Origin of the sequence: Intestinimonas sp. HCP28S3_D6 (assembly GCF_052065695.1) — a bacterium.
Lineage (GTDB): Bacteria > Bacillota > Clostridia > Oscillospirales > Oscillospiraceae > Intestinimonas.
On record NZ_JBQHTM010000020.1, the window covers coordinates 12805 to 36920 of the forward strand.

25 protein-coding genes are annotated in these 24116 nt (G+C 62.8%); 8 read left to right on the top strand and 17 right to left on the bottom strand.

What is annotated here, in order from left to right; translation table 11 throughout:
- Position 1 precedes the first annotated feature (1 nt).
- From ACTNBK_RS08260 to ACTNBK_RS08270, 3 genes are read left to right on the top strand one after another with little or no spacing between them, the layout of a single operon-like run.
- The gene (locus ACTNBK_RS08260; protein WP_441145253.1) at positions 2-1087 is read left to right on the top strand and encodes an MraY family glycosyltransferase; all 1086 of its coding nucleotides are present in this window, start codon (positions 2-4) and stop codon (positions 1085-1087) included.
- Positions 1084-2232 carry a non-hydrolyzing UDP-N-acetylglucosamine 2-epimerase gene (gene wecB, locus ACTNBK_RS08265; protein WP_441145255.1) on the top strand — a complete coding sequence of 383 codons (1149 nt, stop codon included), beginning with the start codon at positions 1084-1086 and terminating at the stop codon, positions 2230-2232. The genes ACTNBK_RS08260 and wecB overlap by 4 nt, the downstream gene beginning before the upstream one ends.
- A gap of 27 nt (positions 2233-2259) precedes the next feature.
- Positions 2260-3051 carry a hypothetical protein gene (locus ACTNBK_RS08270; RefSeq protein ID WP_441145257.1) on the top strand — a complete coding sequence of 264 codons (792 nt, stop codon included), beginning with the start codon at positions 2260-2262 and terminating at the stop codon, positions 3049-3051.
- A 1-nt stretch (position 3052) separates the two neighbouring features.
- Here ACTNBK_RS08270 and ACTNBK_RS08275 read toward each other — a convergent pair whose 3' ends face one another.
- The 3 genes from ACTNBK_RS08275 to ACTNBK_RS08285 are packed head-to-tail and all read right to left on the bottom strand — an operon-like array spanning position 3053 to position 4107.
- Entirely contained in the window at positions 3053-3373 is a 321-nt protein-coding gene (locus ACTNBK_RS08275) for a hypothetical protein (RefSeq protein ID WP_441145259.1), read from the bottom strand.
- A complete protein-coding gene (locus tag ACTNBK_RS08280; protein WP_441145261.1) occupies positions 3366-3794 on the bottom strand; it encodes a hypothetical protein in 429 nt (142 codons plus the stop codon). Before ACTNBK_RS08280 ends, ACTNBK_RS08275 begins: the two co-directional genes overlap by 8 nt.
- A gap of 40 nt (positions 3795-3834) precedes the next feature.
- On the bottom strand, positions 3835-4107 hold the full coding sequence (locus tag ACTNBK_RS08285) for a hypothetical protein (protein WP_441145262.1): 273 nt from the start codon (positions 4105-4107) through the stop codon (positions 3835-3837).
- Positions 4108-4179: 72 nt separating this feature from the next.
- Here ACTNBK_RS08285 and ACTNBK_RS08290 point away from each other — a divergent pair, with 72 nt between their 5' ends.
- Genes ACTNBK_RS08290 through ACTNBK_RS08300 form a run of 3 tightly spaced genes read left to right on the top strand, consistent with a single transcriptional unit; the run spans position 4180 to position 6839 of the window.
- Entirely contained in the window at positions 4180-4659 is a 480-nt protein-coding gene (locus tag ACTNBK_RS08290; protein WP_441145264.1) for a metallophosphoesterase, read from the top strand.
- 22 nt (positions 4660-4681) lie between these two features.
- The gene (locus ACTNBK_RS08295; RefSeq protein ID WP_441145266.1) at positions 4682-5461 is read left to right on the top strand and encodes a type III pantothenate kinase; all 780 of its coding nucleotides are present in this window, start codon (positions 4682-4684) and stop codon (positions 5459-5461) included.
- Between the two features lie 19 nt (positions 5462-5480).
- Entirely contained in the window at positions 5481-6839 is a 1359-nt protein-coding gene (locus ACTNBK_RS08300; RefSeq protein ID WP_441145268.1) for an MATE family efflux transporter, read from the top strand.
- Between the two features lie 62 nt (positions 6840-6901).
- Here the strand turns inward: ACTNBK_RS08300 and uxaC are convergent, their stop codons facing one another.
- The 3 genes from uxaC to ACTNBK_RS08315 form a co-directional block, all read right to left on the bottom strand.
- Entirely contained in the window at positions 6902-8335 is a 1434-nt protein-coding gene (gene uxaC, locus ACTNBK_RS08305; RefSeq protein ID WP_441145270.1) for a glucuronate isomerase, read from the bottom strand.
- Between the two features lie 104 nt (positions 8336-8439).
- On the bottom strand, positions 8440-9468 hold the full coding sequence (locus ACTNBK_RS08310; protein ID WP_441145272.1) for a PfkB family carbohydrate kinase: 1029 nt from the start codon (positions 9466-9468) through the stop codon (positions 8440-8442).
- Positions 9469-9486: 18 nt separating this feature from the next.
- Complete coding sequence (locus ACTNBK_RS08315) at positions 9487-10446, bottom strand: bifunctional 4-hydroxy-2-oxoglutarate aldolase/2-dehydro-3-deoxy-phosphogluconate aldolase (protein WP_441145274.1); 960 nt, start codon at positions 10444-10446, stop codon at positions 9487-9489.
- 264 nt (positions 10447-10710) lie between these two features.
- On the opposite strand from ACTNBK_RS08315, the gene ACTNBK_RS08320 reads away from it, so the two are divergent.
- On the top strand, positions 10711-11385 hold the full coding sequence (locus ACTNBK_RS08320; protein WP_441145276.1) for a GntR family transcriptional regulator: 675 nt from the start codon (positions 10711-10713) through the stop codon (positions 11383-11385).
- 200 nt (positions 11386-11585) lie between these two features.
- Positions 11586-12722, top strand: coding sequence for a DUF4317 domain-containing protein (locus ACTNBK_RS08325; protein WP_441145278.1), 1137 nt, complete (start codon positions 11586-11588; stop codon positions 12720-12722).
- Positions 12723-12767: 45 nt separating this feature from the next.
- Here ACTNBK_RS08325 and ACTNBK_RS08330 read toward each other — a convergent pair whose 3' ends face one another.
- From ACTNBK_RS08330 to purC, 11 genes are all read right to left on the bottom strand, one after another.
- Positions 12768-13835 (bottom strand): YkvI family membrane protein, encoded by a 1068-nt coding sequence (locus ACTNBK_RS08330; RefSeq protein ID WP_441145280.1) that lies wholly within the window; start codon positions 13833-13835, stop codon positions 12768-12770.
- A gap of 56 nt (positions 13836-13891) precedes the next feature.
- The gene (locus ACTNBK_RS08335) at positions 13892-14668 is read right to left on the bottom strand and encodes a helix-turn-helix domain-containing protein (RefSeq protein WP_441145282.1); all 777 of its coding nucleotides are present in this window, start codon (positions 14666-14668) and stop codon (positions 13892-13894) included.
- A gap of 114 nt (positions 14669-14782) precedes the next feature.
- On the bottom strand, positions 14783-16042 hold the full coding sequence (purD, locus tag ACTNBK_RS08340; protein WP_441145284.1) for a phosphoribosylamine--glycine ligase: 1260 nt from the start codon (positions 16040-16042) through the stop codon (positions 14783-14785).
- Positions 16043-16073: 31 nt separating this feature from the next.
- Positions 16074-16883, bottom strand: coding sequence for a TraX family protein (locus tag ACTNBK_RS08345; RefSeq protein ID WP_441145286.1), 810 nt, complete (start codon positions 16881-16883; stop codon positions 16074-16076).
- A 1-nt stretch (position 16884) separates the two neighbouring features.
- Complete coding sequence (locus tag ACTNBK_RS08350) at positions 16885-18057, bottom strand: phosphoribosylaminoimidazolecarboxamide formyltransferase (protein WP_441145288.1); 1173 nt, start codon at positions 18055-18057, stop codon at positions 16885-16887.
- 19 nt (positions 18058-18076) lie between these two features.
- Positions 18077-18778, bottom strand: coding sequence for an IMP cyclohydrolase (locus tag ACTNBK_RS08355; protein ID WP_441145290.1), 702 nt, complete (start codon positions 18776-18778; stop codon positions 18077-18079).
- Between the two features lie 2 nt (positions 18779-18780).
- Positions 18781-19416, bottom strand: coding sequence for a phosphoribosylglycinamide formyltransferase (gene purN / locus ACTNBK_RS08360; protein WP_441145292.1), 636 nt, complete (start codon positions 19414-19416; stop codon positions 18781-18783).
- Positions 19413-20456: a phosphoribosylformylglycinamidine cyclo-ligase gene (gene purM / locus ACTNBK_RS08365; protein ID WP_441145294.1), complete on the bottom strand. Its 1044-nt coding sequence runs from the start codon at positions 20454-20456 to the stop codon at positions 19413-19415. Before purM ends, purN begins: the two co-directional genes overlap by 4 nt.
- A gap of 19 nt (positions 20457-20475) precedes the next feature.
- Entirely contained in the window at positions 20476-21897 is a 1422-nt protein-coding gene (gene purF, locus ACTNBK_RS08370; protein WP_441145296.1) for an amidophosphoribosyltransferase, read from the bottom strand.
- 49 nt (positions 21898-21946) lie between these two features.
- Positions 21947-23368 carry an amidophosphoribosyltransferase gene (locus ACTNBK_RS08375; RefSeq protein ID WP_441145298.1) on the bottom strand — a complete coding sequence of 474 codons (1422 nt, stop codon included), beginning with the start codon at positions 23366-23368 and terminating at the stop codon, positions 21947-21949.
- Between the two features lie 2 nt (positions 23369-23370).
- On the bottom strand, positions 23371-24090 hold the full coding sequence (gene purC, locus ACTNBK_RS08380; RefSeq protein ID WP_441145299.1) for a phosphoribosylaminoimidazolesuccinocarboxamide synthase: 720 nt from the start codon (positions 24088-24090) through the stop codon (positions 23371-23373).
- Positions 24091-24116: the final 26 nt, after the last annotated feature.

Here is a 24116-nt window from a genome sequence, read left to right on the forward strand (position 1 = left end):
AATGAACAGTGATTTACAGACCATGGGCTGGGTGGCCGCCGCTCTGGTCACCGCCATGGTGGTTTCCCTCATCACCACGCCGGTGGTAAAGAATCTGGCCTTCAAGGTGGGCGCCGTGGACGTGCCCAAGGACAACCGCCGGATGCATGACCACCCCATCCCCCGGATGGGCGGCCTGGCCATCTTCTTTGGCTTCATCCTCAGCGCCCTGCTCTATGTGGAGATGACCCCTCAGTTCCGGGGCATGCTGCTGGGCGGCGTTATCATCGTGGTGCTGGGCATCTTTGACGACATCTATGCCCTGGGGGCCAAGTTCAAGCTGGTCATCCAGATCATTGCCGCACTGGTGGCGGTGCTGTCCGGCAATGTCATCGAGATCATCTCCAACCCCAACGTCCTATCGCCCAATCCCTGGTGGGACCTGGGATGGCTCTCCTATCCCGCCACTGTGCTGTGGATCGTGGCCATCACCAACGCCGTCAACCTCATCGATGGCCTGGACGGCCTGGCCTGCGGCGTGTCCACCATCAGCGCCCTCACCATGCTGGTCATCTCCCTGGCGGTGGCCGATGCCCCGGTAGCCATCGTCATGGCCGCCCTGGCCGGAGCCTGCATTGGCTTCCTGCCCTATAACCTCAACCCTGCCAAGATCTTTATGGGGGACACTGGCTCCACCTTCCTGGGCTTTATACTGGCCGTCATGTCCATCCAGGGCCTTTTCAAGTTCTATACCATTATCTCCTTTGCCGTGCCCTTCCTGATGCTGGGCCTGCCGATCTTTGACACCTGCTTTGCCTTTATCCGGCGCATCGCCCACGGCCAGAGCCCCATGCACCCCGATCGGAGCCACGTCCACCACCGGCTCATCGACATGGGCTTCAACCAGAAGCAGGCGGTGGCAGTGCTCTACATCATCAGCGCCATTCTGGGCCTGTGCGCTGTGGTGCTCACCACCAGCGGCGAGCTCAAGGCCATGTTGCTGCTGCTGGCCCTGTGCGCCGCCGGTGCTGTGTCCGCCCGGATCTTTTTGAGCAACAATGAGAAGAAGAAAAACGAGGAATCCGACCATAAGGAGGATCAGCCGTGAAGACCATCCGTGTCATGACCATATTCGGGACCCGGCCGGAGGCCATCAAGATGGCGCCTCTGGTCCAGGAGCTCTCTCGCCGGGAGGGGGTGGAGAGCCTGTGCTGTGTCACCGCCCAGCACCGTGAGATGCTGGACTCGGTGCTCCACATCTTCGGACTGACGCCGGACTACGACCTCAATATTATGGAGCCCCGGCAGACCCTCTCCACCATTACCTGTAAGTGCCTCACCGGCGTGGAAGGGGTGCTGACTCAGGCCAAGCCAGACCTGGTGCTGGTCCATGGGGACACCTCTACTACCTTCTCCGCCGCCCTGGCCGCCTACTACCAGCAGGTCATGGTGGGCCACGTGGAGGCGGGACTGCGGACCTATGACAAATATTCCCCCTTCCCGGAGGAGATGAACCGCACGCTGGTGGGGGACATCGCTGATCTCCATTTCTGCCCTACCCCCGCAAACCGTGAAAATCTGGCCCGGGAGGGCATCACCAAGGGAGTCTTTATCACGGGCAACACGGTCATCGACGCCATGTCCACCACCGTGCGGCCCGATTTCAAGTTCTCTACCCAGCTCCTCAACGAGCTGGACTATGCCGGGCGTCAGGTGGTCCTGGTGACCTGTCACCGCCGGGAGAACTACGGAGAGCCCATGGCCCACATTATGACCGCCCTGCGGCGTATTGTGGAGGACCACCCCCAGGTGGAGCTGGTCTATCCTGTCCACCTTTCCCCGGTGGTGCGGGAGGCGGCGGCCAAGTACCTCTCCGGCCACGACCGCATTCACCTCATTGATCCTCTGGACGTGGAGGAGATGCACAACCTGATGGCCCGGTGCCATCTGGTGATGACGGACTCCGGCGGCCTCCAGGAGGAGGCGCCCGCCATGGGCAAGCCGGTGCTTGTCCTCCGCCGGGAGACCGAGCGGCCGGAGGCCATCACCGCCGGTACGGTTCGTCTGGCGGGAACGGAGGAGGCCGAGGTCTACCGCCTGGGCAGCCTCCTGCTGGAGGACCAGGCGGTGTACGCACAGATGGCCCACGCTGTCAACCCCTACGGAGACGGGCAGGCCTGCCGGCGCATCGCTGACGCTATCGAGTGGAAATTCGGTATGCGGGAGGAGACGCCGGAGGAGTTCCGGGCCTGATCCAGAACTAGGACAGGAGGGAGCGGGATGGAACGAAAAAACAAGCTGGTGCTCTTCCTGCTCATCGTCCTGGTGATGACGGTGGCATTGATCTCCAGCTTTGGTCTCAATATTTTTGCCGGCAAGGGGGCGGAGATTGTCCTGCCCACGCCGGATACCACGGCCTCCGGCGAAGACGAGGGCCTGGAGGGCGGCGGTCAGGTGCTGCCGGTCCGCACGACGCCGGAGACGGTGCAGAATATCATCTCCACCTTGACCCGGCCGGAGAACTATGCCCGCACAGTCACGGTGGAGATGACTACAGGGACCAGCCAGGCGGGGAGCTTCACCGCCAACGTGCTGGTAGACGGTGCCTGGACCAGCATCGAACTGACTCAGAGCTTCCAGCCAATGGGAACCCAGTACACCATTGTCTATACCAACCCGGAGAGTGGAGAGGGGACCCTGTACCGCTGGTACGCCGGCAGCACGGAGGTCAAGTCCTGGCCGGTGGGGGAGAGCGGGGCGGACCTGGCCCAGCACATCCCCACCTATGAGGATGTGCTGGAGCTGGACCAGGAGTCCATTGTGGACGCCAACTATGTGACCCGGGATGGGGTGCCCTGCATCTATGTGGAGACCTCTGTAGACGAGCTGGGCTATCTGGAGCGCTATTGGGTCTCCACTGGCAACGGCCTGCTGATCGCCTCGGAGACGGTCAAGGACGACGTGGTGATCATGCGTATGCGCTCCACCGATGCCGAAGTGCTCCAGGCGGCGGAGAAGGACCGCTTTACCCTGCCAGACGGCACCGTGCTGTACGAACAGACCACGCCATAATTCATGATTTATCTCTGCTCTCCCGGCCACCCAGACTGAAGAGGAGCAGGAGTCCCAGGGTGATGACGGGTTCCAGGTCGTCGCCGTCGGTGAGCAGCAGGAGCAGGATCAGTAGGAGGAGGATGTCTCCCCGGTCCAGTTCCTCCAGCCCCAGGCTCTTGAGAAGCCCTGTGAGCCAGGCGCCATGACCGCCGCCTGCCGGAGAACCGGCAGGCGGCGGTCTCCGGTCCTGATGGTGTTCACTGCCGCTGTGCCGGTCCTGACTTTCCTCTACTGCGACCCGTTCATAGCCTCCGGAGCGGGGAATATAGCGGTTATACATCCTCTTTTCCCTCCCGCAGAGCGGCCAGAGCCACCCGGATGAGCCGGGAAAACTTGGCGATCTGGATGGCCCGGTCCACTTTGGCGTAGCGCTCCGGCTTCACATAGGGCCGCAGGGCGGCCAGCAGGGCGGTTTTGCGGTCGTCGGGCCGGTTCCACTCGGAGAGCAGCCGGCCGGCCAGCTGTAACAGTTTGGGGTCTAGACCCTCGCCACCGCTGCCTCCGGTAAAGGCACTCAGCAGACCGCTCAGGTCGGGTGTAGCGTTCTCTTGGCCTCCGGGTGGAGAGGACGGCTCCTCTGATGCGTCCTGATCGGTGGGAGCTGCTTCGCCATCCAGGCTCTGGGCCAGGGACATGATCTTGCCCATGGCGTCGGGGTCGGCCAGTATGGCATTGAGTTTTTCCGAAAAGCCGTCTGACATGGTCATGCCCCCCTCTCTTCACCCGACAGCCGGGAAGATCTTATGGCTTAGGTGCGTTTTGTTTGATGCGCTCCACCACACCGGCACCGGTTGGGTCGTCCATGACCCGCCCCACCAGGTTCTGAAGCTGTGTGGGGTCCCCATGCATGGCGGCATCGGCCGCCGCCTGAAGCCCGCCCTGTCGCTGCAGCATCTCCATCAGGGCTTTGGTGTCCGGAGAGCGGAGGAGCCGTTCCAGGGCCGCCTTGTCATTGAGGAGCTTTTCCGCCTGTGGTGTGTGCAGGATGCTGCCGGGCTGTGATTTGTTTGCCATGTGGGATCCCTCCATCTAAGATATGACCGGACTCATGGTATTATATGTGACTTTTTCCCAGAGGTGACCGAAATGAAGAAGGTATTGGTCCTGTCCGACTCCCATGGGGATGTGAACGCCATGGAGCGGGCGGTGGCCCGGGAGCGGCCCGACCTGATCCTCCACCTGGGGGATCTGTGCCGGGACTTTGACGAGCTCCGGTGGCGCCTGCCCGTGACTCAGGCCATGCAGAATGTCTGCGGCAACTGTGACGGCTTTACCGAGGTGCCCGACCAGAGGGTGCTGTTGGTGGAGGGGAAGCGCATCCTTATGATGCACGGCCACCGGTATGAGGTAAAGCTGGGGTATTCCCGGGCCATGTGGGCAGCCAGAGAGGCGGAGGCCGACGTTCTCCTGTGTGGTCACACCCATGTAGCCCTGGACCGGGACCTTATGGGGCTCCACGTGATGAATCCCGGCTCCTGCCAGGGCAGCCGGGGAACCTACGGCGTGATGGAATTGGGCGAGGGGGAAGCCCTCTTCCGCATTGAAGAGAACAGAGCCGGCACATGACCGGCGGAAGGATGTGACAGGTATGCTGCTGACCATCGATGTGGGCAACACCAATATGGTATTCAGTGTATTCGACGGGGAGACCCTGAAGGGGAGCTTCCGACTGACCACGGTGACGGGGCGCACCTCCGACGAACTGGGCATGGACATCTGGAACCAGCTCTCCCGTCTGAGAATCAAGCCAGAGGATCTGTCGGATGCGATTATCAGCTCGGTGGTGCCGCCGGTGATGGCGGCGCTCACTGACGCTCTGATCCGCTATCTGGGTAAGACACCCATCGTGGTGGATGTGGATGTGGACCCGGGTCTCCCTTATGGAGTGGTGAGCAACGAACATCTGGGCACCGACCGGTCGGTGGCCTGCGTGGCTGCCATCCACAAGTACGGCGCCCCTCTCATCCTGGCCGATATGGGCACAGCCACCACGGTGGACGCCATCAGCCGGGAGGGGGTCTATATGGGCGGCTGTATCACCGCCGGCGCCCGGATTTCCATTGAGGCACTCTTCCAGAAGACAGCCCTGCTGCCCCAGGTGAATCTGGCGCTGCCGGAGCGGGTCCTCAGCGGCACCGCTGTGGGACAGATCCAGGCCGGTGCGGTGCTGGGCTACATCGGGGCCATGGAGCGCCTCATCACCCAGGCCCGGGAGGAGATCGACGAGCCGGAGGCCATCGTGGTGGCCACCGGAGGTCTGGCGCCGGTCATCGCCGCCGGCACCGACCTCATCGACGTGGTGGACGGGCAGCTCATCCCCGACGGGCTGCGGCTCCTGTACCGGAAATACTTGCAGGAGCGTACATAAAAGGAGGGAGGACGTGTCCGTGGGACGCGAGAAGACCATCGATATGACCCGGGGAGAGCCCTTGGGCCTCATCGTGCGGTTTTCCCTGCCCCTTTTGGTGGGCAATGCCTTTCAGCAGCTCTATAACATGGTGGACAGCTGGGTTGTGGGCCAGTTTGTGGGTACCACAGCCCTGGCAGCGGTGGGGATTGCCTTCCCGGTGGTATTCCTCCTCTCGTCGCTGTTCATCGGCCTGTCCATCGGTGCCAGCGTCATGATCGCCCAGTTCATTGGCTCCGAAGATCGGGACGCCGTTCGCCGCGGCGTGAACACGGTGTATGGCGCCTTCATGGTCAGTATTATCCCCCTGACGGTCTTCGGCCTTGCCATCTCTGGCCCCATGCTGCGGCTGATCCAGGTGCCGGAGAATGTCTATGACCAGGCCCATGTCTATCTGCTGGTGGTCTTCGCCGGCATCATCGGCAGCCTGGGCTACAACATCAACGCCGGCATCCTACAGGGCCTGGGGGACAGCCGGACGCCCCTGCTTTTCCTGGCGGTGGCCTGCATCCTGAACATCGTGCTGGATTTGGTCTTCGTGCTGGCTTTTCACTGGGATGTCTTCGGCGTGGCCCTGGCTACCATCATTGCCCAGATCAGTTCGTGGCTCTTCGGCATCTTCTATGTGAACCGGAAATACAGTTATTTCTCCATTCACCCCTTCCGGCTGGCCATAGAGGAGCCCCTTCTCCAGCGGGTACTGCGGCTGGGGGTACCCTCTGGCATCCAGCAGTGTCAGCTGGCGGTGGCGGTGCTGGTACTCCAAGCCCTTATCAACAGCTTTGGAGAGCAGTTTGCCGCCGGTTTCTCCGCCGCCAACAAGATCGACACCTTTGCCTTCATGCCCATCGACAGCTTTGCTTTGGCGGTGACCACCTATGTGGGCCAGAACGTGGGAGCGGGGCGGCTGGACCGGGTGAAGACCGGTGTGCGGAAGGCTCTGGTGCTGTGCATCGTGGTGTGTGCCGTCATGTCGGCCCTGGTGGTACCCAACTCCGACTTTTTCCTCTCCATCTTCAGCTCCGACCCGGCGGTGATCCAGGCGGGCCGGGCCTATCTGGAGCGGGTCCTCTCTACCATGGTGCTGCTGGCGGTGATGTACCCCCTCAACAATGCCCTCCGGGGCGCGGGTGCCGTGGTGACCCCCATGGTGTCCAATATCGTGGCTCTGTGGGTGGCCCGGGTGCCGGCGGCTTACCTGCTGGCTCACTTCTATGGCAAGGAGGCCCTCTACTGGGCCTATCCCATCGGTTGGGTCATCGGTGTCCTCATCAGCGGCACCGTCTATCTGCGCGGGCGGTGGAAGCGGGCCTGTCCGGCAGCCCAAATCACGGAATGAAAGAAGCTCCGTTGGAATGGTCCATTCCAACGGAGCTTCTTTGGTTTCTCGACGGTATGTGTTTACAGATTGAAGTAACGGGCGGCGTTGTTGTAGCAGATGCCCTCCACGATCTTCTTCAGGGCCTCCTCGTCGTTGGGGTATTCGCCGTTTTCCACCCAGTGGCCGATGAGGTTGCACAGGATGCGGCGGAAATAGTCATGCCGGGCGTAGGAGAGGAAGGAGCGGGAGTCAGTGAGCATGCCCACGAAGTTGCCCAGCAGGCCCAGGCTGGCCAGGGACTTCATCTGGTCCTCCATGCCGGTCTTGGTGTCGTTGAACCACCAGGCGGAGCCGTGCTGGATCTTGCCGGGGATCTCGTCGGACTGGAAGCAGCCCAGCAGGGTGCCCAGCTGGGCGTTGTCGGCGGGGTTGAGGGAGTAGAGGATGGTCTTGGGGCACTCCTTGGTCAGGTCCAGGGCGGAGAGGAGCTGGGCGATGTTGCCGCCGCAGGTGTTCTGGGCGATCATGTCAAAGCCGGTGTCGGCTCCCATGCGCCGGAACATCCGCTCATTATTATTGCGCAGGCAGGAGTAGTGGAGCTGCATGACGATGCCCAGGCGGTGATAGGCGCGGCCCAGGTGCAGCAGGAGGGTGGTCTGATAGCCCTCAATCTCGGCCAGAGTCAGCTCCTCACCGGCCATGGCTTTCCGGAAGGCGGTGTCGGCCTCGGCCATGGTGCAGGCACGGAAGGGCACATAGTCCAGGCCGTGATCGCTGGCCCGACAGCCCATCTTGGCAAAGAACTCCAGCCGCTCCACCAGGGCGTCGCAGACCTCCTGGGCGGAGGTGAGGGTGGTTTTGCCCACGCTGGCGGCCAGCTTACCCATATATTCGACAAAGCCGGCCTTGTTGATGTTGACAGCTTTGTCGGGGCGGAAGGAGGGGCGGACCTGGAAGGTGATGGTGGGGTCGTTGGCAATCTTCTCATGCCACTCCAGGGAGTCGATGGGGTCGTCGGTGGTGCCGATGAAGGCCACATTGGCCTTCCGGATGAGGCCGCGGACGGTGAGATCGGGGTCGTGGCGCAGCTTTTCACCAGTCACGTCCCAGATCTCCTGGACGGACTTGGGGGAGAGGTAGCCCTCATAGCCGAAGAACTTCCGCAGCTCCAGGTTGCACCAGTGGTACATGGGATTGCCGATGGCCATCTCCACGGCCCCGGAAAACTTCTCCAGCCGCTCCAAGCCGGGCTTGGCGCCGGTGACATAGTCCTCGCTGACGCCGTTGGAGCGCATGAGCCGCCACTTGTAGTGGTCACCGAAGTAGGTGCCGTCAGGGTTCTCGCCCCCCAGCCACACCTGGGCCAGGTCGTCAAAGCGCCGGTCCTCGTAGATCTCCTGAGGGGGGATATGGCAGTGGTAGTCCACCAGGGGAAGGGACTCGGCGTAGTCGTGAAAGAGGTGCTTTGCAGTTTCGGTCTCCAACAGGAAATCCTTGTCCATAAATGCTTTCATGGCGATAAGGACGGCGCCAAAGCGCCGCCGCGAACCTCCTTTTTCAAAAATAACCGTAAGACGGCGCACTCCGCAGGGGGAGGCGCCGTCTGGTTGGTGTGCTATTACCGCTGGATGCGGCCGGAGCCGTCGCCGCCGGCCAGCTTCTCCACCTCGGAGACGGTAACCATGTTGTAGTCGCCCTCGATGGAGTGCTTGAGGGCGGAAGCAGCCACGGCGAACTCCACGGCATCCTGGGTGGACTTGCCGTTGAGCAGGGCGTAGATGAGGCCGCCACCGAAGCTGTCGCCGCCGCCCACGCGGTCGATGATGTGGAGCTCGTACTTCTTGGAGAAGCAGTACTCATCGGAGGCCACATCGTAGAGCATGGCGCTCCAGCCGTTGTCGAAGGCGGAGTGGGACTCACGGAGGGTGATGGCCACCTTCTCGAAGCCGAACTTGTCGGCCAGCTGCTTGGCAACGGACTTGTAGCCCTCGTGGTTCAGGGTACCGGCGTAGATGTCGGTGGCCTCAGCCTCGATGCCGAACACGTCCTTGGCGTCCTCCTCGTTGGAGATGCACACGTCCACGTACTGGCACAGCTCGGTCATGGCCTCCCGGGCCTGCTCGCGAGTCCACAGCTTGCCGCGGTAGTTGAGGTCGCAGGAGATCTTCACGCCCTTGGCCTTGGCGGCCTTGCAGGCCTCCTTGCAGATCTCCACCACATTGGGGCCCAAAGCGGGGGTGATGCCGGTGAAGTGGAACCAATCCACGCCCTCGAAGATCTTGTTCCAGTCGAAGTCAGCGGTGGTGGCCTCCTGGATGGCGGAGTGGGCCCGGTCGTAGATGCACACGGATCCGCGCTGGGAGGCGCCCTTCTCGTTGAAGTAGATGCCCACGCGGTCGCCGCCCCGGACGATCATGGAGGTGTCCACGCCGTAGCGGCGCAGGGAGTTGACGGCGGCCTGGCCGATGGCGTGGGCGGGCAGCTTGGTGACGTAGGCGGCATCCATACCGTAATTGGCCAGGGAGACGGCCACATTGGCCTCACCGCCGCCGAAGGAGAACTCCAGGTGGTCGGCCTGGACGAAACGCTCATAGTTATAGGGCTGGAGCCGGATCATCAGCTCACCGAAGGTCACGATCTTACTCATTGTATTTTACCCCTTTCCTTACTTCCGCACAAGATGGATGGCAAAGCCGCCGAAGTCGCCCTGGACATAGATGGCCTTGGTCTTGCCCTTTTCGTCGATCTTCCGGGTGGACTCGTCAAAGGTGACACCCTGGAGGCCCAGGTGGAAGATGGCGCGGTCGATGTTGTTGACGCCGATGGCGATGTGGCCCCGCTCACCGGGGAACTCCACCTTGCAGCACTCCACGGGACCGGCGAAGTCAGAGGAGTTGCCGGCCTTGTAGGGGAAGCCAAAGAGGGCGCAGATGGTCTTGGCGGTGCTGGCGGCCTTGTCGGCGTCGCCGCAGGGGATACCCACGTGGTGGAGGGAGAAGCCCAGCATGGTCTGGACTGCCTCCTTGCAGATGGCGGTGATCTCATCCCACTTCTGGCCGTCGATAAGGTCCTTTTTCACCATCCAGGTGCCGCCGCAGGCCACAATACGGTCGAAGTTCAGGTAGTCCATCATGTTCTTGGTGTTCACGCCGCCGGTGGGCATCCAGCGCAGATTGGTGTAGGGGCCGGCCAGAGCCTTCAGCTTGGCCACGCCGCCATTCTGCTCGGCGGGGAAGAACTTCAGCACGTTCAGGCCCATGCTCATGGCCTGCTCCATCTCGCCGGGGGTGGCTGTGCCGGGCATCATGAGGACGCCCTTGTCGATGACGTAGCGGGTAATCTCGGGGTTGAAGCCGGGGCTGACGATGAACTTGGAGCCGGCGGCGATGGCGCGGTCGGCCTGGTCCTTGGTGAGGACGGTGCCAGCACCCACCAGCATCTCGGGCACCTCGGCGGAGATGCGGCGGATAGCCTCCTCACCGGCGGCGGTGCGGAAGGTCACCTCGGCGGCGGGCAGGCCGCCGGCCACCAGTGCCCGTGCCAGAGGCACGGCCTGCTCGGCGTCGTCGATGGCGATGACGGGGATGATACCAATTTCATAAATCCTCTGCAGAATTTCGTCCATGTTGCGTTCCTCCTAAACATGCTCCCTGGATGGTTGGGCCTGCCAATGCACGACCCGTGTTTGTAGTTATCATTATAATACTTGTATACTAGAAAACAAGTGTCTGAATGATAAAAAATCGAGACCTAATTTTGTGCATCTTGTTGGAGAAACGACGGAAAGCCTGGGTCTTTGACAGAGACTTGAAAAGCTGGTATACTAGTGTCTGTGTGCTGGGAGAGGCTCTCAGGACACGGGATCGGCAAGCAGAGAGGAGAAAAAAGCATGCGGCTGACAGAACGACTGCCCAGAGAGACGGGGCGAGACTATGCCCTGCGTACCATTCGGGATAATATCATTCATCTGGAGCTGGCGCCGGGCAGCATGGTCAGTGAGAATGAGCTGGCAGCGGAGATGGGACTTTCCCGGACGCCGGTGCGGGAGGCCCTCATTGAATTGTCCAAGGCCAAGATCGTGGAGATCTATCCCCAGAAGGGAAGTGCCGTCTCGCTCATCGACGTCAACCTGGTGGAGGAGTCCCGCTTTATGCGAAAGGTGCTGGAGTGTGCGGTGGTGGAGCTGGACTGTGAGATGATCACGCCGGAGGGGCTGCGGCGGCTCCAGGAGAATGTACGGCTCCAGAAATTCTATCTGGAGAACTACTTCTCCGAGACCCTCATGGAGCTGGACAACCAGTTCCACAAAACCCTCTTTGAAATCGCGGAGAAATCCCAGGTCTATACCCTGATGGACAACATCGCCATCCACTTTGACCGGGTCCGGAACATGGCCCTGAGCAGCGTGAAAAATGGGAAGATCGTCCAGGACTATGAGGACATCACCAGCGCCATCGCGGCCCGTGATGCGACAAAGGCAAGAGCCTTGACAGAGGAGCATTTGAACCGCTATAAGATCGATGTCGAGGAAATTCGGGCACAATATCCTGACTATTTTAAGTAAAGAGAAGTAGCATCACAGTTGGAGATAAACGAAAAATGTCCCCCGGCGCAGCTATATTTGCGCCGGGGGACATATGGCATATCTGGTCCGAATGGGAAAAGGGAAGATTGCATTTCCCGCCGATAGGCAGTAGAATAAAATCTGTATGTTCGGCTGGCTGTGCCGGCAAGGGTAGACACTGAAAAAGCGAGGTATCGATCATGAACCAAAAGGAATTGAACGAGCTACGCCGGCGGTTTCGCGCCGACCGGAGCGCCATCAGCCGGGTGTATGGCTGTTATGTGAACGGAAGCGGGGAGATCATCTCCTATATCGACAGCTCTTTGGGTGCCATGCCCCAGGAGGAGTCGGAAAAATATCTGGGGTTGCTGAAGAAATCCCTCTCCGGCACTCTGGGGAAGAATCTCATCGACATCGTATTCTCCACCCGGCAGGTGGCCGACAGTGAGGAACACCGGCTCCTTATGGGCCTGCGGGACTCCGGCCTGGCCGACAGTGCCCTGCGGCAGGCCTTTTATGGTAAGGTCATCCACACCCTGGACCCGGAAGGGAGCAACTACCTCATTCTCCTGGGCCACGACGTGTATGATGTGCCCTACCGGGGCAAGGACGATGAGGATCAGGCCGATGCCGGCGACCAGGTCTTTTCCTACTTCGTCTGCTGTGTCTGCCCGGTGAAGGACGGCAAGCCCGCCCTGGGCTACTTCCCCGGGGAGAACGAGTTCCACAGCTGCACCCCCGGCCAGATCGTGGCTCAGCCGGAGCTGGGCTTCCTGTTTCCGGCCTTCGACGACCGCGCGGCCAACATCTATAACGCCCTCTTCTACGCCCGGAAGCCGGAGCAGCTCCACCAGGAGTTTATCGACGCCATCTTCCGCACCGAGCCGCCCATGTCGGCGGCGGAGCAGAAGGAGGCCTTTGAGGGGGCCCTCACCGAGTCCCTGGGGGAGAAGTGCAGCCTGGAGTTGGTCCAGGCGGTCCACCAGGAGCTGAGGGCCAGGATCGAGGAGCACAAGGAGAGCCACGACCCGGAGCCTCTGGCTCTGACGGCGGGAGAGCTGGGGCGCATCCTCACTGATTGCGGCGCCGACGAGCAGGAGTCCAAGGCCTTCCTGGCCAAGTGCGGGGAGCGATTCGGGGAGGGGGCGGCCCTGGCGCCGGCCAACCTCATCGATAGCCGCCGCTTCGAAGTCAAGACCGACGAGGTTGTCCTCAACATCGATCCGGAGCACAGCGCTCTGGTGGAGACCAGGATCATCGGCGGCCGGAAGTACATCCTCATCCCTGCCGACGGCGAGGTGTCGGTGAATGGCATTGGGGTGTTTGACACCGGGTAAAAAAAAAGAAACACGGCTGTGTACCTGCGGTACACAGCCGTTTTTTTATTTTTTGATAGTTGTCATTTTCCGCAGCACCATGGCATGGTGGAGAATACCGGCTAAGGCTAGGAAGCCGATGTAGCCGCAGATGGGATAGACGAAGCTCACCACGTTCTTAAAGCCGAAGATGCTTCCCAGGAAGGAGAAAAGGCACAGCGCTACCGTGGTCCGCCGGGCGGCCAGCCGTCCGCCGGCCCAGAGTTGGAGACGGGAGGTGATGGCGAAGAGGCTGGAGAGGGCGGCGGTAAACATGCCGGCCAGAAGGAGGACAGCGTAAATCAGCCCCAGCACCGGAGTCACCCGGTAGGCCAGCTCCAGCATGGGGAGCTCGGCGGTGCCCACAGCGCTCCGGAAGAGGATCATGGGAAGGAGAATGGCGGCGGAGATCAGGGTGAGGAGTCCGGCCCCCAGAGCCAGTCCCCGGCGGACGGTCTTGCCCTCCATGCCGGCGGAGAGGGGCACCAGGATGGACACCGCCGCCATCATGTTGTAGGAAATGAAGGAGAGGGCGGAGCACAGCCAGTTGCCCAGAAGCGGGTTGCCGTCGGAGAAGGGAGAGGCCGTCACCGCCTCCACGGGCAGCCGGAAGGGGGCGGCCAGGGCGATGACCAGGGCGGCAACCACCAGCAGGGGGACCACGATGTTGAAGGAGGCCAGCAGTCCGGCGGCCCCTGCCAGAGCCACCGCCAGTACCAGGACGGTTGTGAGACCGTTTCCGGCGATGGCAGGCAGGCCAAAGACCTGCTCCAGCAGGGCGCCTGCCCCGGCGGTCATGGCGATCATCACGTCGAAGAGGAAGAAGAGAAAGACGCCGCTGAGGAAGGCCCGGAGCCAGGGCAGCTCCGGCTGGAGGATGACCCGGTCAAAATCCGTCCGCCCCGTCTTTTTGGAGATGTCCAGTACCAGCAGGCTAAAGAGGACGAAGGCGGCGATGGCCAACACCATGCCGGCGATGCCGTAGCCACCGAAGACACCGAAAAACTGGAGCAGCTCCTGGCCGGAGAGAAAGCCGGCACCCAGAAAGCTGCCGGTAAAGACGGTGGCCACCTCCAGGGGGGTAATCCGTTTCATGGGCAGACCTCCGCAGATAAGGATAGCGGCTCCGGGGGACCGGAGCCGCAGGAACATCAGAGGAATTGGGAAAAGATCTCCACCAGGAGACCGGGTGTGTGAGGGAACATGGTCTGGATGGCGGACCGGATGGCCTGTCCGGTGCCCGGTCCCCAGCCGTCCTTGGGAAAGGTGACCGCGCCCGTTGCCGCCTCACCGATGGCGATGGGGGCGGATGCGGCCCCTCCCATGGCGATCTGTCCGGCCATGGCTCCGCCGCCGATGGCCCAGGAGGCGCTCACCGCTCCGCCGCCCATAGCCAGCCCCAGACTGAGGGCTAAGCCGCCGATGGCACAGAGGGCCCCTACGGCCAGCCCGCCCAGGGCCGCCAGACCGACACCCAGCCCACCCAAGGCCAGTCCGCCGACAGACATACCGCCTACGGAGAGAAGCCCGGCGGAGAGTCCACCCAGGGAGAAAACGCCGGTAGCCAGATTCCCCACGGCGATGATGCCCCGGGCCCAGTACAGACCGTGGTGGCCCACGTTGATGTGGACCAGGGGCAGACCGAAGAGGGTGGCTTTGCTCTTGTACTCATAGTGCCAGGCCCAAAAGGGCGCATAGGCGGCAGGGGGCTCCTCCTGCGGGGGAGTCTCCTCCTTCCCCAGAATGAGGTAGTCCAGGCTCACCTGGAGGCATTGGGCCAGGGCGGTCAGATTGTCCAGATCAGGCCGGGAGGAGCCCGATTCCCACTTTTGAACGGCCTGCCGGGAGACACCCAGACTGTGGGCCAGCTCCTCCTGGGAGAGACCCCGCTCCTTCCGCAGCCGGTAGAGACGATCTTGCAGATCCATGTGATGATTCCTCCTTTTGACGCCTCACAGCATAGCAAATGGGGTCAAAAGGCGCAACCAACAAGTGCGTCCAATTTGACAACCGCAGGTTGCATCCATTGGGGCGCAAGGGCTTCAGACGGTGCGGCCGATGTCGGTGCGGAAGTGCATGTCCTGGAAGGAGATGTGTTTGGCGGCGGCGTAGGCCCCGTCGATGGCGGCGTCCAGATCATCACCTATGGCGGTGACCCCCAGTACCCGGCCGCCGGAGGTGCGGATGGTGCCGTCCTCGTCCCGCTTGGTGCCGGCGTGGAAGACCACGGCGGTCTGCTCCGCCTCGTCCAGTCCGGTGATGGGATAACCCTTCTGATAGCTTGTGGGGTAGCCGCCGGAGGCCAGCACCAGGCAGCAGGCGGCGGCATTCTTCCAGCGGATGTCCAGCCGGTCCAGGGTGCCCTCCCGGCAGGCCTGGAAAATGTCCATGAGGTCGGTCTCCAGCAGGGAGAGGACGGCCTGGCACTCCGGGTCGCCGAAGCGGGCGTTGTACTCCACCACCTTGGGGCCGTCTGGGGTGAGCATGAGGCCGAAATAGAGCACCCCGTGGAAGGGACGGCCCTCCGCCTTCAGGGCGGCCACGGTGGGGAGGAAGATCTCCTTCATGCAGCGGTCGGCGATCTCAGGGGTGTAGCCGGGGGCGGGGGAGATAGCGCCCATGCCGCCGGTGTTGGGGCCCTTGTCCCCGTCGAAGGCCCGCTTGTGGTCCCGGGAGGGGGGCATGGGGGAGAGGTGCTCCCCGTCCACGAAGCACAGCACGGTGACCTCGGGGCCGGTCATGCACTCCTCGATGACCACCTTGGCGCCGGCGGCGCCGAACTTGCCGTCGGCCATCATGCTCCGTGCGGCCTCCTCAGCCTCGGCCACGGTCTGGGCCACCACCACGCCCTTGCCCAGGGCCAAGCCGTCGGCCTTCACCACGATGGGGGCGCCCTCCTGGCGGATGTAGCTGAGGGCCTCGTCCAGGTCGGTAAAGGAGCGGTATCTGGCGGTGGGGATGTGGTATTTCTCCATCAGGGCCTTGGAAAAGACCTTGCTGGCCTCAATGATGGCGGCGTTGGCCCGGGGGCCGAAAGCGGGGATGCCCGCCGCCTCCAGAGCGTCCACCATGCCCAGTGCCAGAGGGTCGTCAGGGGCCACCACCACAAAGTCCATGGCGTGCTCCTTGGCCCAGGCCACCATGGCCTCCACGTCGGTGGCCTGGATGGGCACGCACTGGGCCTGAGCGGCGATGCCGCCGTTGCCGGGGGCGCAGTAGAGAGCGTCGATCTTGGGGCTCTTGGCCAGAGTACGGACGATGGCGTGCTCACGGCCGCCGCCGCCCACAACGAGGACTTTCATCGTAAGGACCTCCCATATCGAGATTCCAGACTCACCCGATTAGCATGCTCAATGCGTAGAGCACCACCAGGTGGCCGGGGTAGAACCAGTAGAAGAACCAGCGGCTCCCGTTCCCACGCTGCCCGTTGTACCGGGAGAGGGGGAGGAGAGCCAGACAGGCAAAGCCCGCCATGAGAAGGGAATAGGGCAGGTAGAAGCGCCGGAAGGAGGGGAAATAGGTCCCCAGCCGGGCAAACATTCCCGCCCAGTCTCCGGCGCTCAGCAGGGCGAGGGCGGCGGGACCGAAGTAGGTCCACACGCCGCCGGCCACGTAGAAGAGAAGCAGGCAGCCCGCCAGGGCGAGAAACTGCTGCCTGCGGTCGGACCCGGCGGCGTACACCGCCAGTACCGTGAGCACCCCCACCCAGCCGTAATCCACATGCAGCAGCTGAGCAACAACCAGCAGGACGATGGTAATGGGCAGGCCCAGCCACACATACCCCTTGTTTTTCAGGGTCCGGCAGGCGCTGATGGCGGCGGCGGCCAGGAAGAAGGTGGCGATGACGCTGCCCCCGGTGCCGCCGGTGGCGATGTAGGCCACCGCGTGGGTGACGGCTCCGAAGAGCCCCAGCCGCAGCAGATACCGGGGGTAGTTGGAGGTCTTGCGGCAGCCCTGGGCGGCGAAGTAGGCGAAGATGGGGAAGGCCAGCCGCCCCAGGTAGCGGAAGGCGTAGAACCACAGGGAGTCCGCCGGGAAGAAGGGGGCCATGGGGGCGAAGAGCATGCCGATGTGGTCGATGACCATGAAGACGGCGGCGAAGTATTTGAGCTGCGTGGCGGTAAGGCCGCGGGGAGCCGTCATATCAATGGTGGAACAGCCGCATGCCGGTAAAGGCCATGACGATGCCGTACTTGTCGCAGGTGGCGATGACGTGGTCGTCCCGGATAGAGCCGCCGGGCTGGGCAATGTACTGGACGCCGGACTTCCGGGCCCGCTCCACGTTGTCGCCGAAGGGGAAGAAGGCGTCGGAGCCCACGGTGACGCCGCCGAGCTGGGCCACCCAGGCCTTTTTCTCGGCCTCGGTGAGGACCTCGGGCTTCACCTTGAAGGTGTTCTGCCACACGCCCTCGGCCAGGATATCGTCGTGCTCGTCGGAGATGTAGATGTCGATGGCGTTGTCCCGGTCGGGGCGGCGGATGCCGTCCACGAACTGGAGGCCCAGGACCTTGGGATGCTGGCGCAGCCACCAGATGTCGGCCTTGTTGCCCGCCAGGCGGGTGCAGTGGATGCGGCTCTGCTGGCCGGCGCCCACGCCGATGGTCATGCCGTCCTTCACATAGCACACGGAGTTGGACTGGGTGTACTTGAGGGTGATGAGGGAGAGGAGCATGTCCCGGCGGGCGGTTTCGGGCAGGTCCTTGTTGGCGGTAACGATATTGCCCAGCAGGGCGTCATTGATCTCGAAGTTGTTGCGGCCCTGCTCAAAGGTGATGCCGAACACGTCCTTGTGCTCGATGGGCTTGGGGACGTAATTGGGGTCGATCTCCACCACGTTGTAGCCGCCCTTGCGCTTGGTCGTGAGGATGGCCAGGGCCTCGTCGGTGTAGCCGGGGGCGATGACGCCGTCGGAGACCTCCAGGGCCAGAAATCGGGCGGTGGCGGCGTCGCAGACGTCGGAGAGGGCGGCCCAGTCGCCGTAGGAACACAGCCGGTCAGCGCCCCGGGCCCGGACGTAGGCGGAGGCCAGGGGGGTGAGCTCCATGTCCTGGGCGAAGTAGAGGTGCTTCTCCACATCGGTGAGCTCCTTGGCCACGGCGGCGCCGGCGGGGGAGACGTGCTTGAAGGAGGCGGCGGCGGGCAGGCTGGTGGCGGCCTTGAGCTCCTTTACCAGCTGCCAGGAGTTGAGGGCGTCCAGGAAGTTGATGTAGCCGGGCTTGCCGTTGAGGACCTTGATGGGCAGCTCACCGCTCTCCATAAAGATACGGGCGGGCTTCTGGTTGGGATTGCAGCCGTATTTCAGTTCCAGTTCCGTCATGTCTTCGACCTCCTTATACTCAAATGTGTTTGTTGTAGATGAGAGACTGGGTCTCGCCGCTCTTCAGGTCGATGTACCGCACGAAGAGAGAGACCTTGTTGTCGGCGTTGAGGCTCTCCCACAGGCCGTCGCCGAAGTCCTTCAGGCTCTGGCTGCCCACGGCCACGGTCTTGGGCGTGCCCTGGAAGGAGGGCAGGGGATCGCCGTCGGTCTCGTAGGTGCTGATGAAGTGGCCCTGACCGGCGATGGGGGCGTCGTACTCGAAGAAGAAGCGCTGGCAGCAGGCGGGGTCGCCGTCGGCGGACTTGAGGATGGACAGCCGGTAGGAGCCGTCGGGGCGGACCATACCGGAGATGCGGGGGGTGTAGTTGGGGCCGTCGGGCTCAAACTTCCGGGTGCGCAGGGCCCGGACCCAGCCGGTGCCGTCCCGGAAGGCGTTGGCCACCGTGTCGGTCTGGTCGCCGTTGGTGACGATGGTGGTGCCCTCCACCACCCGGACAGGGTGGTAGATGATGAGGGAGGGGTCCACCATCTTGGACTCGTCAAAGGCCTTGGTGCGGATGCCGTCGTCGGTGGTCTCAAAGATGCGGTTGCGGCTGTTCTCGCTGCGGCCCATGATGAAATAGGCGATGACCGCCTTGGTGTTGTCGGCGGACCGGCCCAGCAGAATGCCGCGGCCGGGGTAGGGATTCTGGCTCAGATATGCCTTGAGATCGATCATGATCAAACCTCCTTGATATGGACGATGCGCCCCTCCACGGTCAGGCGGTCCTGACAGAAGAGGGAGACGGCCTGGGGCAGAATGATCCACTCGGCCTCCTCCATGACCCGGCGCTGGAGGACTTCGGGGGTGTCCCCCTCCCGGACGGCCACCGCCTTCTGGAGGACGATGGGGCCGCCGTCGGGCTCCTCGTTGACGAAGTGGACGGTGGCGCCGGTGACCTTGACGCCGTAGGCCAGGGCCTGCTCATGGACGTGGAGGCCATAGGCCCCCTTGCCGCAGAAGGAGGGGATGAGGGCGGGGTGGACGTTGAGGATGGCGTTGGGATAGGCGGCCACCATCTCTTCGGTGAGGATGTGGAGGAAGCCGGCCAGCACCACCAGGTCCACGTTCAGGCTTTGGAGCTTCTCCACCAGGGCCAGGGTCATGGCCCGGTTGGAGTCAAAGTCCTTCCGGGCCACCACGTAGCCGGGGATGCCGGCCTTGGCCGCCCGCTCCAGGGCGTAGGCCCTGGCTTTGGAGGAGAGGACGGCCACGATCTCACCGCTCTGGAGCTTTCCGGCCTTCTGGGCGTCGATGAGGGCCTGGAGGTTGGTGCCGCCGCCGGAGACCAGCACGGCGATGCGTTTTGTGCTCATACCAGCTCCACCCCGGCGTCGCCGCTGACCACGGAGCCGATGATGTAGGCCCGATCGCCGGAGCGGCAGAGGATCTCCTTGGCCTGGCCCACCTCCTCCTTGGGGATGGCCAGGATGAGGCCCACGCCCATGTTGAAGGTGTTGTACATGTCCCGCATGGGGATGTCGCCCTTCTTGGCGATAAGCTCGAAGATGGGGGGGACAGGGAAGGAGGCGGTCTCGATGCGGGCGGTGAGGCCCTCCTTCATCATCCGGGGCACGTTCTCGTAGAGGCCGCCGCCGGTGATATGGCTGATGGCCTTGACGTGGATGCCGTTTTTCAGCAGGCACTGGACGGACTTGACATAGATGCGGGTGGGGGTGAGGAGGGTCTCGCCCAGGCTCTTGCCGCCCAGCTCGTCCATGGGGGCGTGGAGGTCGGCGTGTTCCACGTCGAAGACCTTCCGCACCAGAGAGAAGCCGTTGGAGTGGACGCCGGAGGAGCCCAGGCCGATGAGTACGTCCCCGGCGGTGAGGTCCTTGCCGTCGATGATCTTCTCCTCATCCACGATGCCCACGGAGAAGCCGGCCACGTCATAGTCGTCCTCGGCCATGAGGCCGGGGTGCTCAGCGGTCTCGCCGCCCACCAGAGCACAGCCGGCCTGGCGGCAGCCCTCGGTGATGCCGGTGACGATGTCGGCGATGCGAGCGGGGTCGTTTTTGCCGCAGGCGATGTAGTCCAGGAAGAAGAGGGGGGCGGCGCCGCCGCAGATGATGTCGTTGACGCACATGGCCACGCAGTCGATGCCGATGGTGTCATGCTTGTTCATGAGCTGGGCCAGACGCAGCTTGGTGCCCACGCCGTCGGTGCCGGAGACCAGCACCGGCTTTTTCATGCCGGACACGTCGGGGGCGAACAGACCGCCGAAGCCGCCCAGGGTGCCCATGACGCCGGGAATGTAGGTGGATTCCACCATAGGCTTGATGCGCTCCACAGACTCGTAGCCGGCGGTCACATCCACGCCGGCAGCGGCATAGGACTCGGAATGGGAGTTTTTCATGTGTGGACCTCCTCGAATGTCAGGTTTGGCTGAGCTTGCGCTCGAAGCGGAACTTTTCCCGGGCCTCGGGCACGGGGACAGGGTAATGTCCGGTGAAGCAGCCGTCACAGAAGGTGCAATGGCAGCCGTTGGCCAGCTTGTGGGTGCTCTCCACGCTGAGGTAGCCCAGGGAATCGGCACCGATGATGGACCCGATCTCCTCCATCGAGTGATTGCAGGCGATGAGGTGGTCCCGGGAGTCGATGTCGGTGCCAAAGTAGCAGGGGTGGAGGAAGGGGGGCGCAGAGATCCGCATGTGGACCTCGGTGGCGCCGGCCTCCCGCAGAAGCCGCACGATCCGGGCCGAGGTGGTGCCCCGGACGATGGAGTCGTCCACGATGACCACCCGTTTGCCCCGGACCACGGAGGAGATGGGGTTGAGCTTGATGCGCACCTTGTCCTCCCGGTTCTTCTGACCGGGGGCGATGAAGGTGCGGGCGATATATTTGTTTTTGATAAAGCCGGTGCCGTAGGGGATGCCCGACTGCCTGGAATAGCCGATGGCGGCGTCGATACCGGAGTCGGGGACGCCGATGACGATATCGGCCTGGACGGGGTGTTCCAGGGCCAGGAAGGCTCCGGCCCGGAGGCGGGCCTCATGGACTCCGGCGCCGTCGATGACCGAATCGGGCCGGGCGAAGTAGATGAACTCAAAGACGCACAGGCTGCTCTTGGTCTTGCCGCAGTGGTCCTTAATGCTCCGGAGACCGTCCTGGTCGGCCACCACGATCTCGCCGGGCTCCACATCCCGGAGGAAGTGGGCGCCAATGGCGTCCAGGGCGCAGCTCTCAGAGGCGAAGACATAGCCTCCATCTAGAGTGCCGATGCACAGGGGGCGGAAGCCGTTGGGGTCCCGGGCGGCGATGAGCTTTCGGGGGGAGAGGAGCACCAGAGAGTAGGCGCCCTGGATGACGTCCATGGCGGCGGCTACCGCCTCCTCGATGGAGGGGGTCTTCAGCCGGGCGCCGGTGATGGTATAGGCGATGACCTCGGTGTCGCTGGTGGTGTGGAAGATGGCGCCGGAGAGCTCCAGCTTCTCCCGGAGCTCGGCAGCGTTGGTCAGATTGCCGTTGTGGCACAGGGCCATGGTGCCCTTCACATGGTTGATGACCATGGGCTGGGCATTGGAGCGGCTCTTCCGGCCGGTGGTGGCGTAGCGCACGTGGCCCACGGCCATGCTGCCGTTGCCCAGGTGCTCCAAAACTTCAGGGGTGAATACCTCGCTGACCAGTCCCACGTCCTTGTGGCTGGTGATGATGCCATCGTCGTTGATGGCGATACCGGCGCTCTCCTGGCCCCGGTGCTGAAGGGCATAAAGGGCGTTGTAGACGCAGCCGGCGGCATGCTCTATGCCGTCAACATACAGGCCGAAAACGCCGCATTCTTCGTGAAGGGTAGACATGATCGGTACTTCCTTTTTCAATGGGATAGGACGTGGGTATAGGTGCGGATTACTCCTTTCCAGTCCAGCAATAGGTGCAGATCTTGCTGCGGTCGATGCCGATGGCCTCCAGCAGGCCGTCCAGAGACTGATAGCCCAGGGAGTCAAAACCCATCTTCTCGCAGATAGCCTTGAGCATGCAGCCGCCCCGCTCGGTAGAGGCATCGGCGTACTCCTCCAGGTGATTCTGGCCCTCGTCGCCCTCCAGTTCCTGGATGGTCTTACGGGCCAGCAGCTCCATGTCGGAGTTGCTGCGGGAGAAGTTCAGGTATTTGCAGCCGTACATGATGGGGGGGCAGGCCGAGCGCATGTGGACCTCGGTGGCGCCCGACTCGTAGAGAAATTCCACAGTCTCCCGGAGCTGGGTGCCCCGGACGATGGAGTCATCCACGAAGAGGAGCTTCTTGCCCTCGATGAGCTCAGGCACGGGGATCTGCTTCATCTTGGCCACCTGGTTGCGGACCTCCTGGCTGGCGGGCATAAAGGAGCGGGGCCAGGTGGGGGTGTATTTGACAAAGGGGCGGGCGAAGGGCTTGCCGCTGCGGTTGGAAAAGCCGATGGCGTGGGGGACACCGGAGTCGGGGACGCCGGCCACATAGTCCACCTTGGGGAGCTTGCCCTTCTGGACCTCATCCCGGGCCATAATCTCGCCGTTGCGATAGCGCATGACCTCCACGTTGACCCCCTCATAGTTGGAGTTGGGGTATCCGTAGTAGGTCCAGAGGAAGGCGCAGATCTTCATTTCCGACCCGGCGGGGGAGAGAACTTCCCAGCCGTCGGCAGTGATGCGGACGATCTCCTGGGGGCCCAGCTCATAGGCGTCGGCATAGTCCAGCTTGTGGTAGGCGAAGGACTCAAAGGAGACGCAGCAGCCCTTCTCCCCCTGTCCCACCAGCACAGGCAGGCGGCCCAGCTTGTCCCGGGCGGCGATGATGCCCTGCTTGTCCAGAATGAGGATGGTGCAGGAGCCGGAGATCTCCTCCTGGGCGTGACGGATGCCGGAAACCAGGTCGTCACACTGGTTGATGAGAGCGGCGGCCAGCTCGGTGGCATTGACCTTGCCGGAGCTCATGGCCATGAACTGATGGCCGTGGTCGGAGAAGTACTTCTCCACCAGGGTGTCAGCGTTGTTGATGATGCCCACGGTGGTGATGGCATAGAGCCCCAAATGGGAGCGGACCAGCAGGGGCTGGGGGTCGGTGTCGCTGATACATCCAATGCCGGCATGGCCGTGAAATTCATGGAGGTCCTTTTCGAATTTGGTGCGGAACGGGGTGTTCTCGATGTTGTGGATTTGCCGCTGAAAGCCGTCAGTCTCATCATAGACCGCCATACCGCCCCGCTTGGTGCCCAGGTGGGAGTGGTAGTCGGTGCCGAAGAAGAGGTCCAGCACACAATCCTGCCGGGATACGGCGCCAAAGAAGCCTCCCATCCTCAGTTATCCCCCATCAGACGGCGCATGACCTCTTCGTAGGCCTCCTCGGCGCCGCCCAGATCCCGGCGGAAGCGGTCCTTGTCCAGCTTCTCGTGGGTATTCTCGTCCCACAGACGGCAGGTGTCGGGGCTGATCTCATCGGCCAGCACAATGGTGCCGTCGCTGGTCTTGCCGAACTCAAGCTTGAAGTCGACGAGGTCGATGCCGATCTCCTTCATAAAGCCCTTCAGGAGCTCGTTGACCATCATGGTGTATTTGCGGATGAGGGCGATCTCCTCCTTAGTGGCCAGCTTCAGGGCCAGGGCATGGGAGGTGTTGAGCAGGGGATCGCCCAGATCGTCGTTTTTATAGGAGAACTCAAAGGTGGGCTCGTCAAAGACGATGCCCTCCTCCACGCCGTAGCGCTTGGCAAAGGAGCCGGCAGAAATGTTGCGGACAATGACCTCCAGGGGGACGATGGACACCTTCTTCACGGCGGTCTCACGGTCATTGAGCTCCTCCACGTAGTGGGTGGGCACGCCCTTGGCCTCCAGGCGGAGCATGAGGTTGTTGGTCATGCGGTTGTTGATGGCGCCCTTGCCGGTGATGGTGCCCTTCTTCAGGCCGTTGAAGGCGGTGGCGTCGTCCTTGTAGGAGACGATGACCACCTCGGGGTCGTTGGTGGCGTAGACCTTCTTGGCCTTGCCCTCGTACAGCTGCTCTTTCTTCTCGTAAGCCATTTCTTTCTTGCTCCTTCTATCTATAT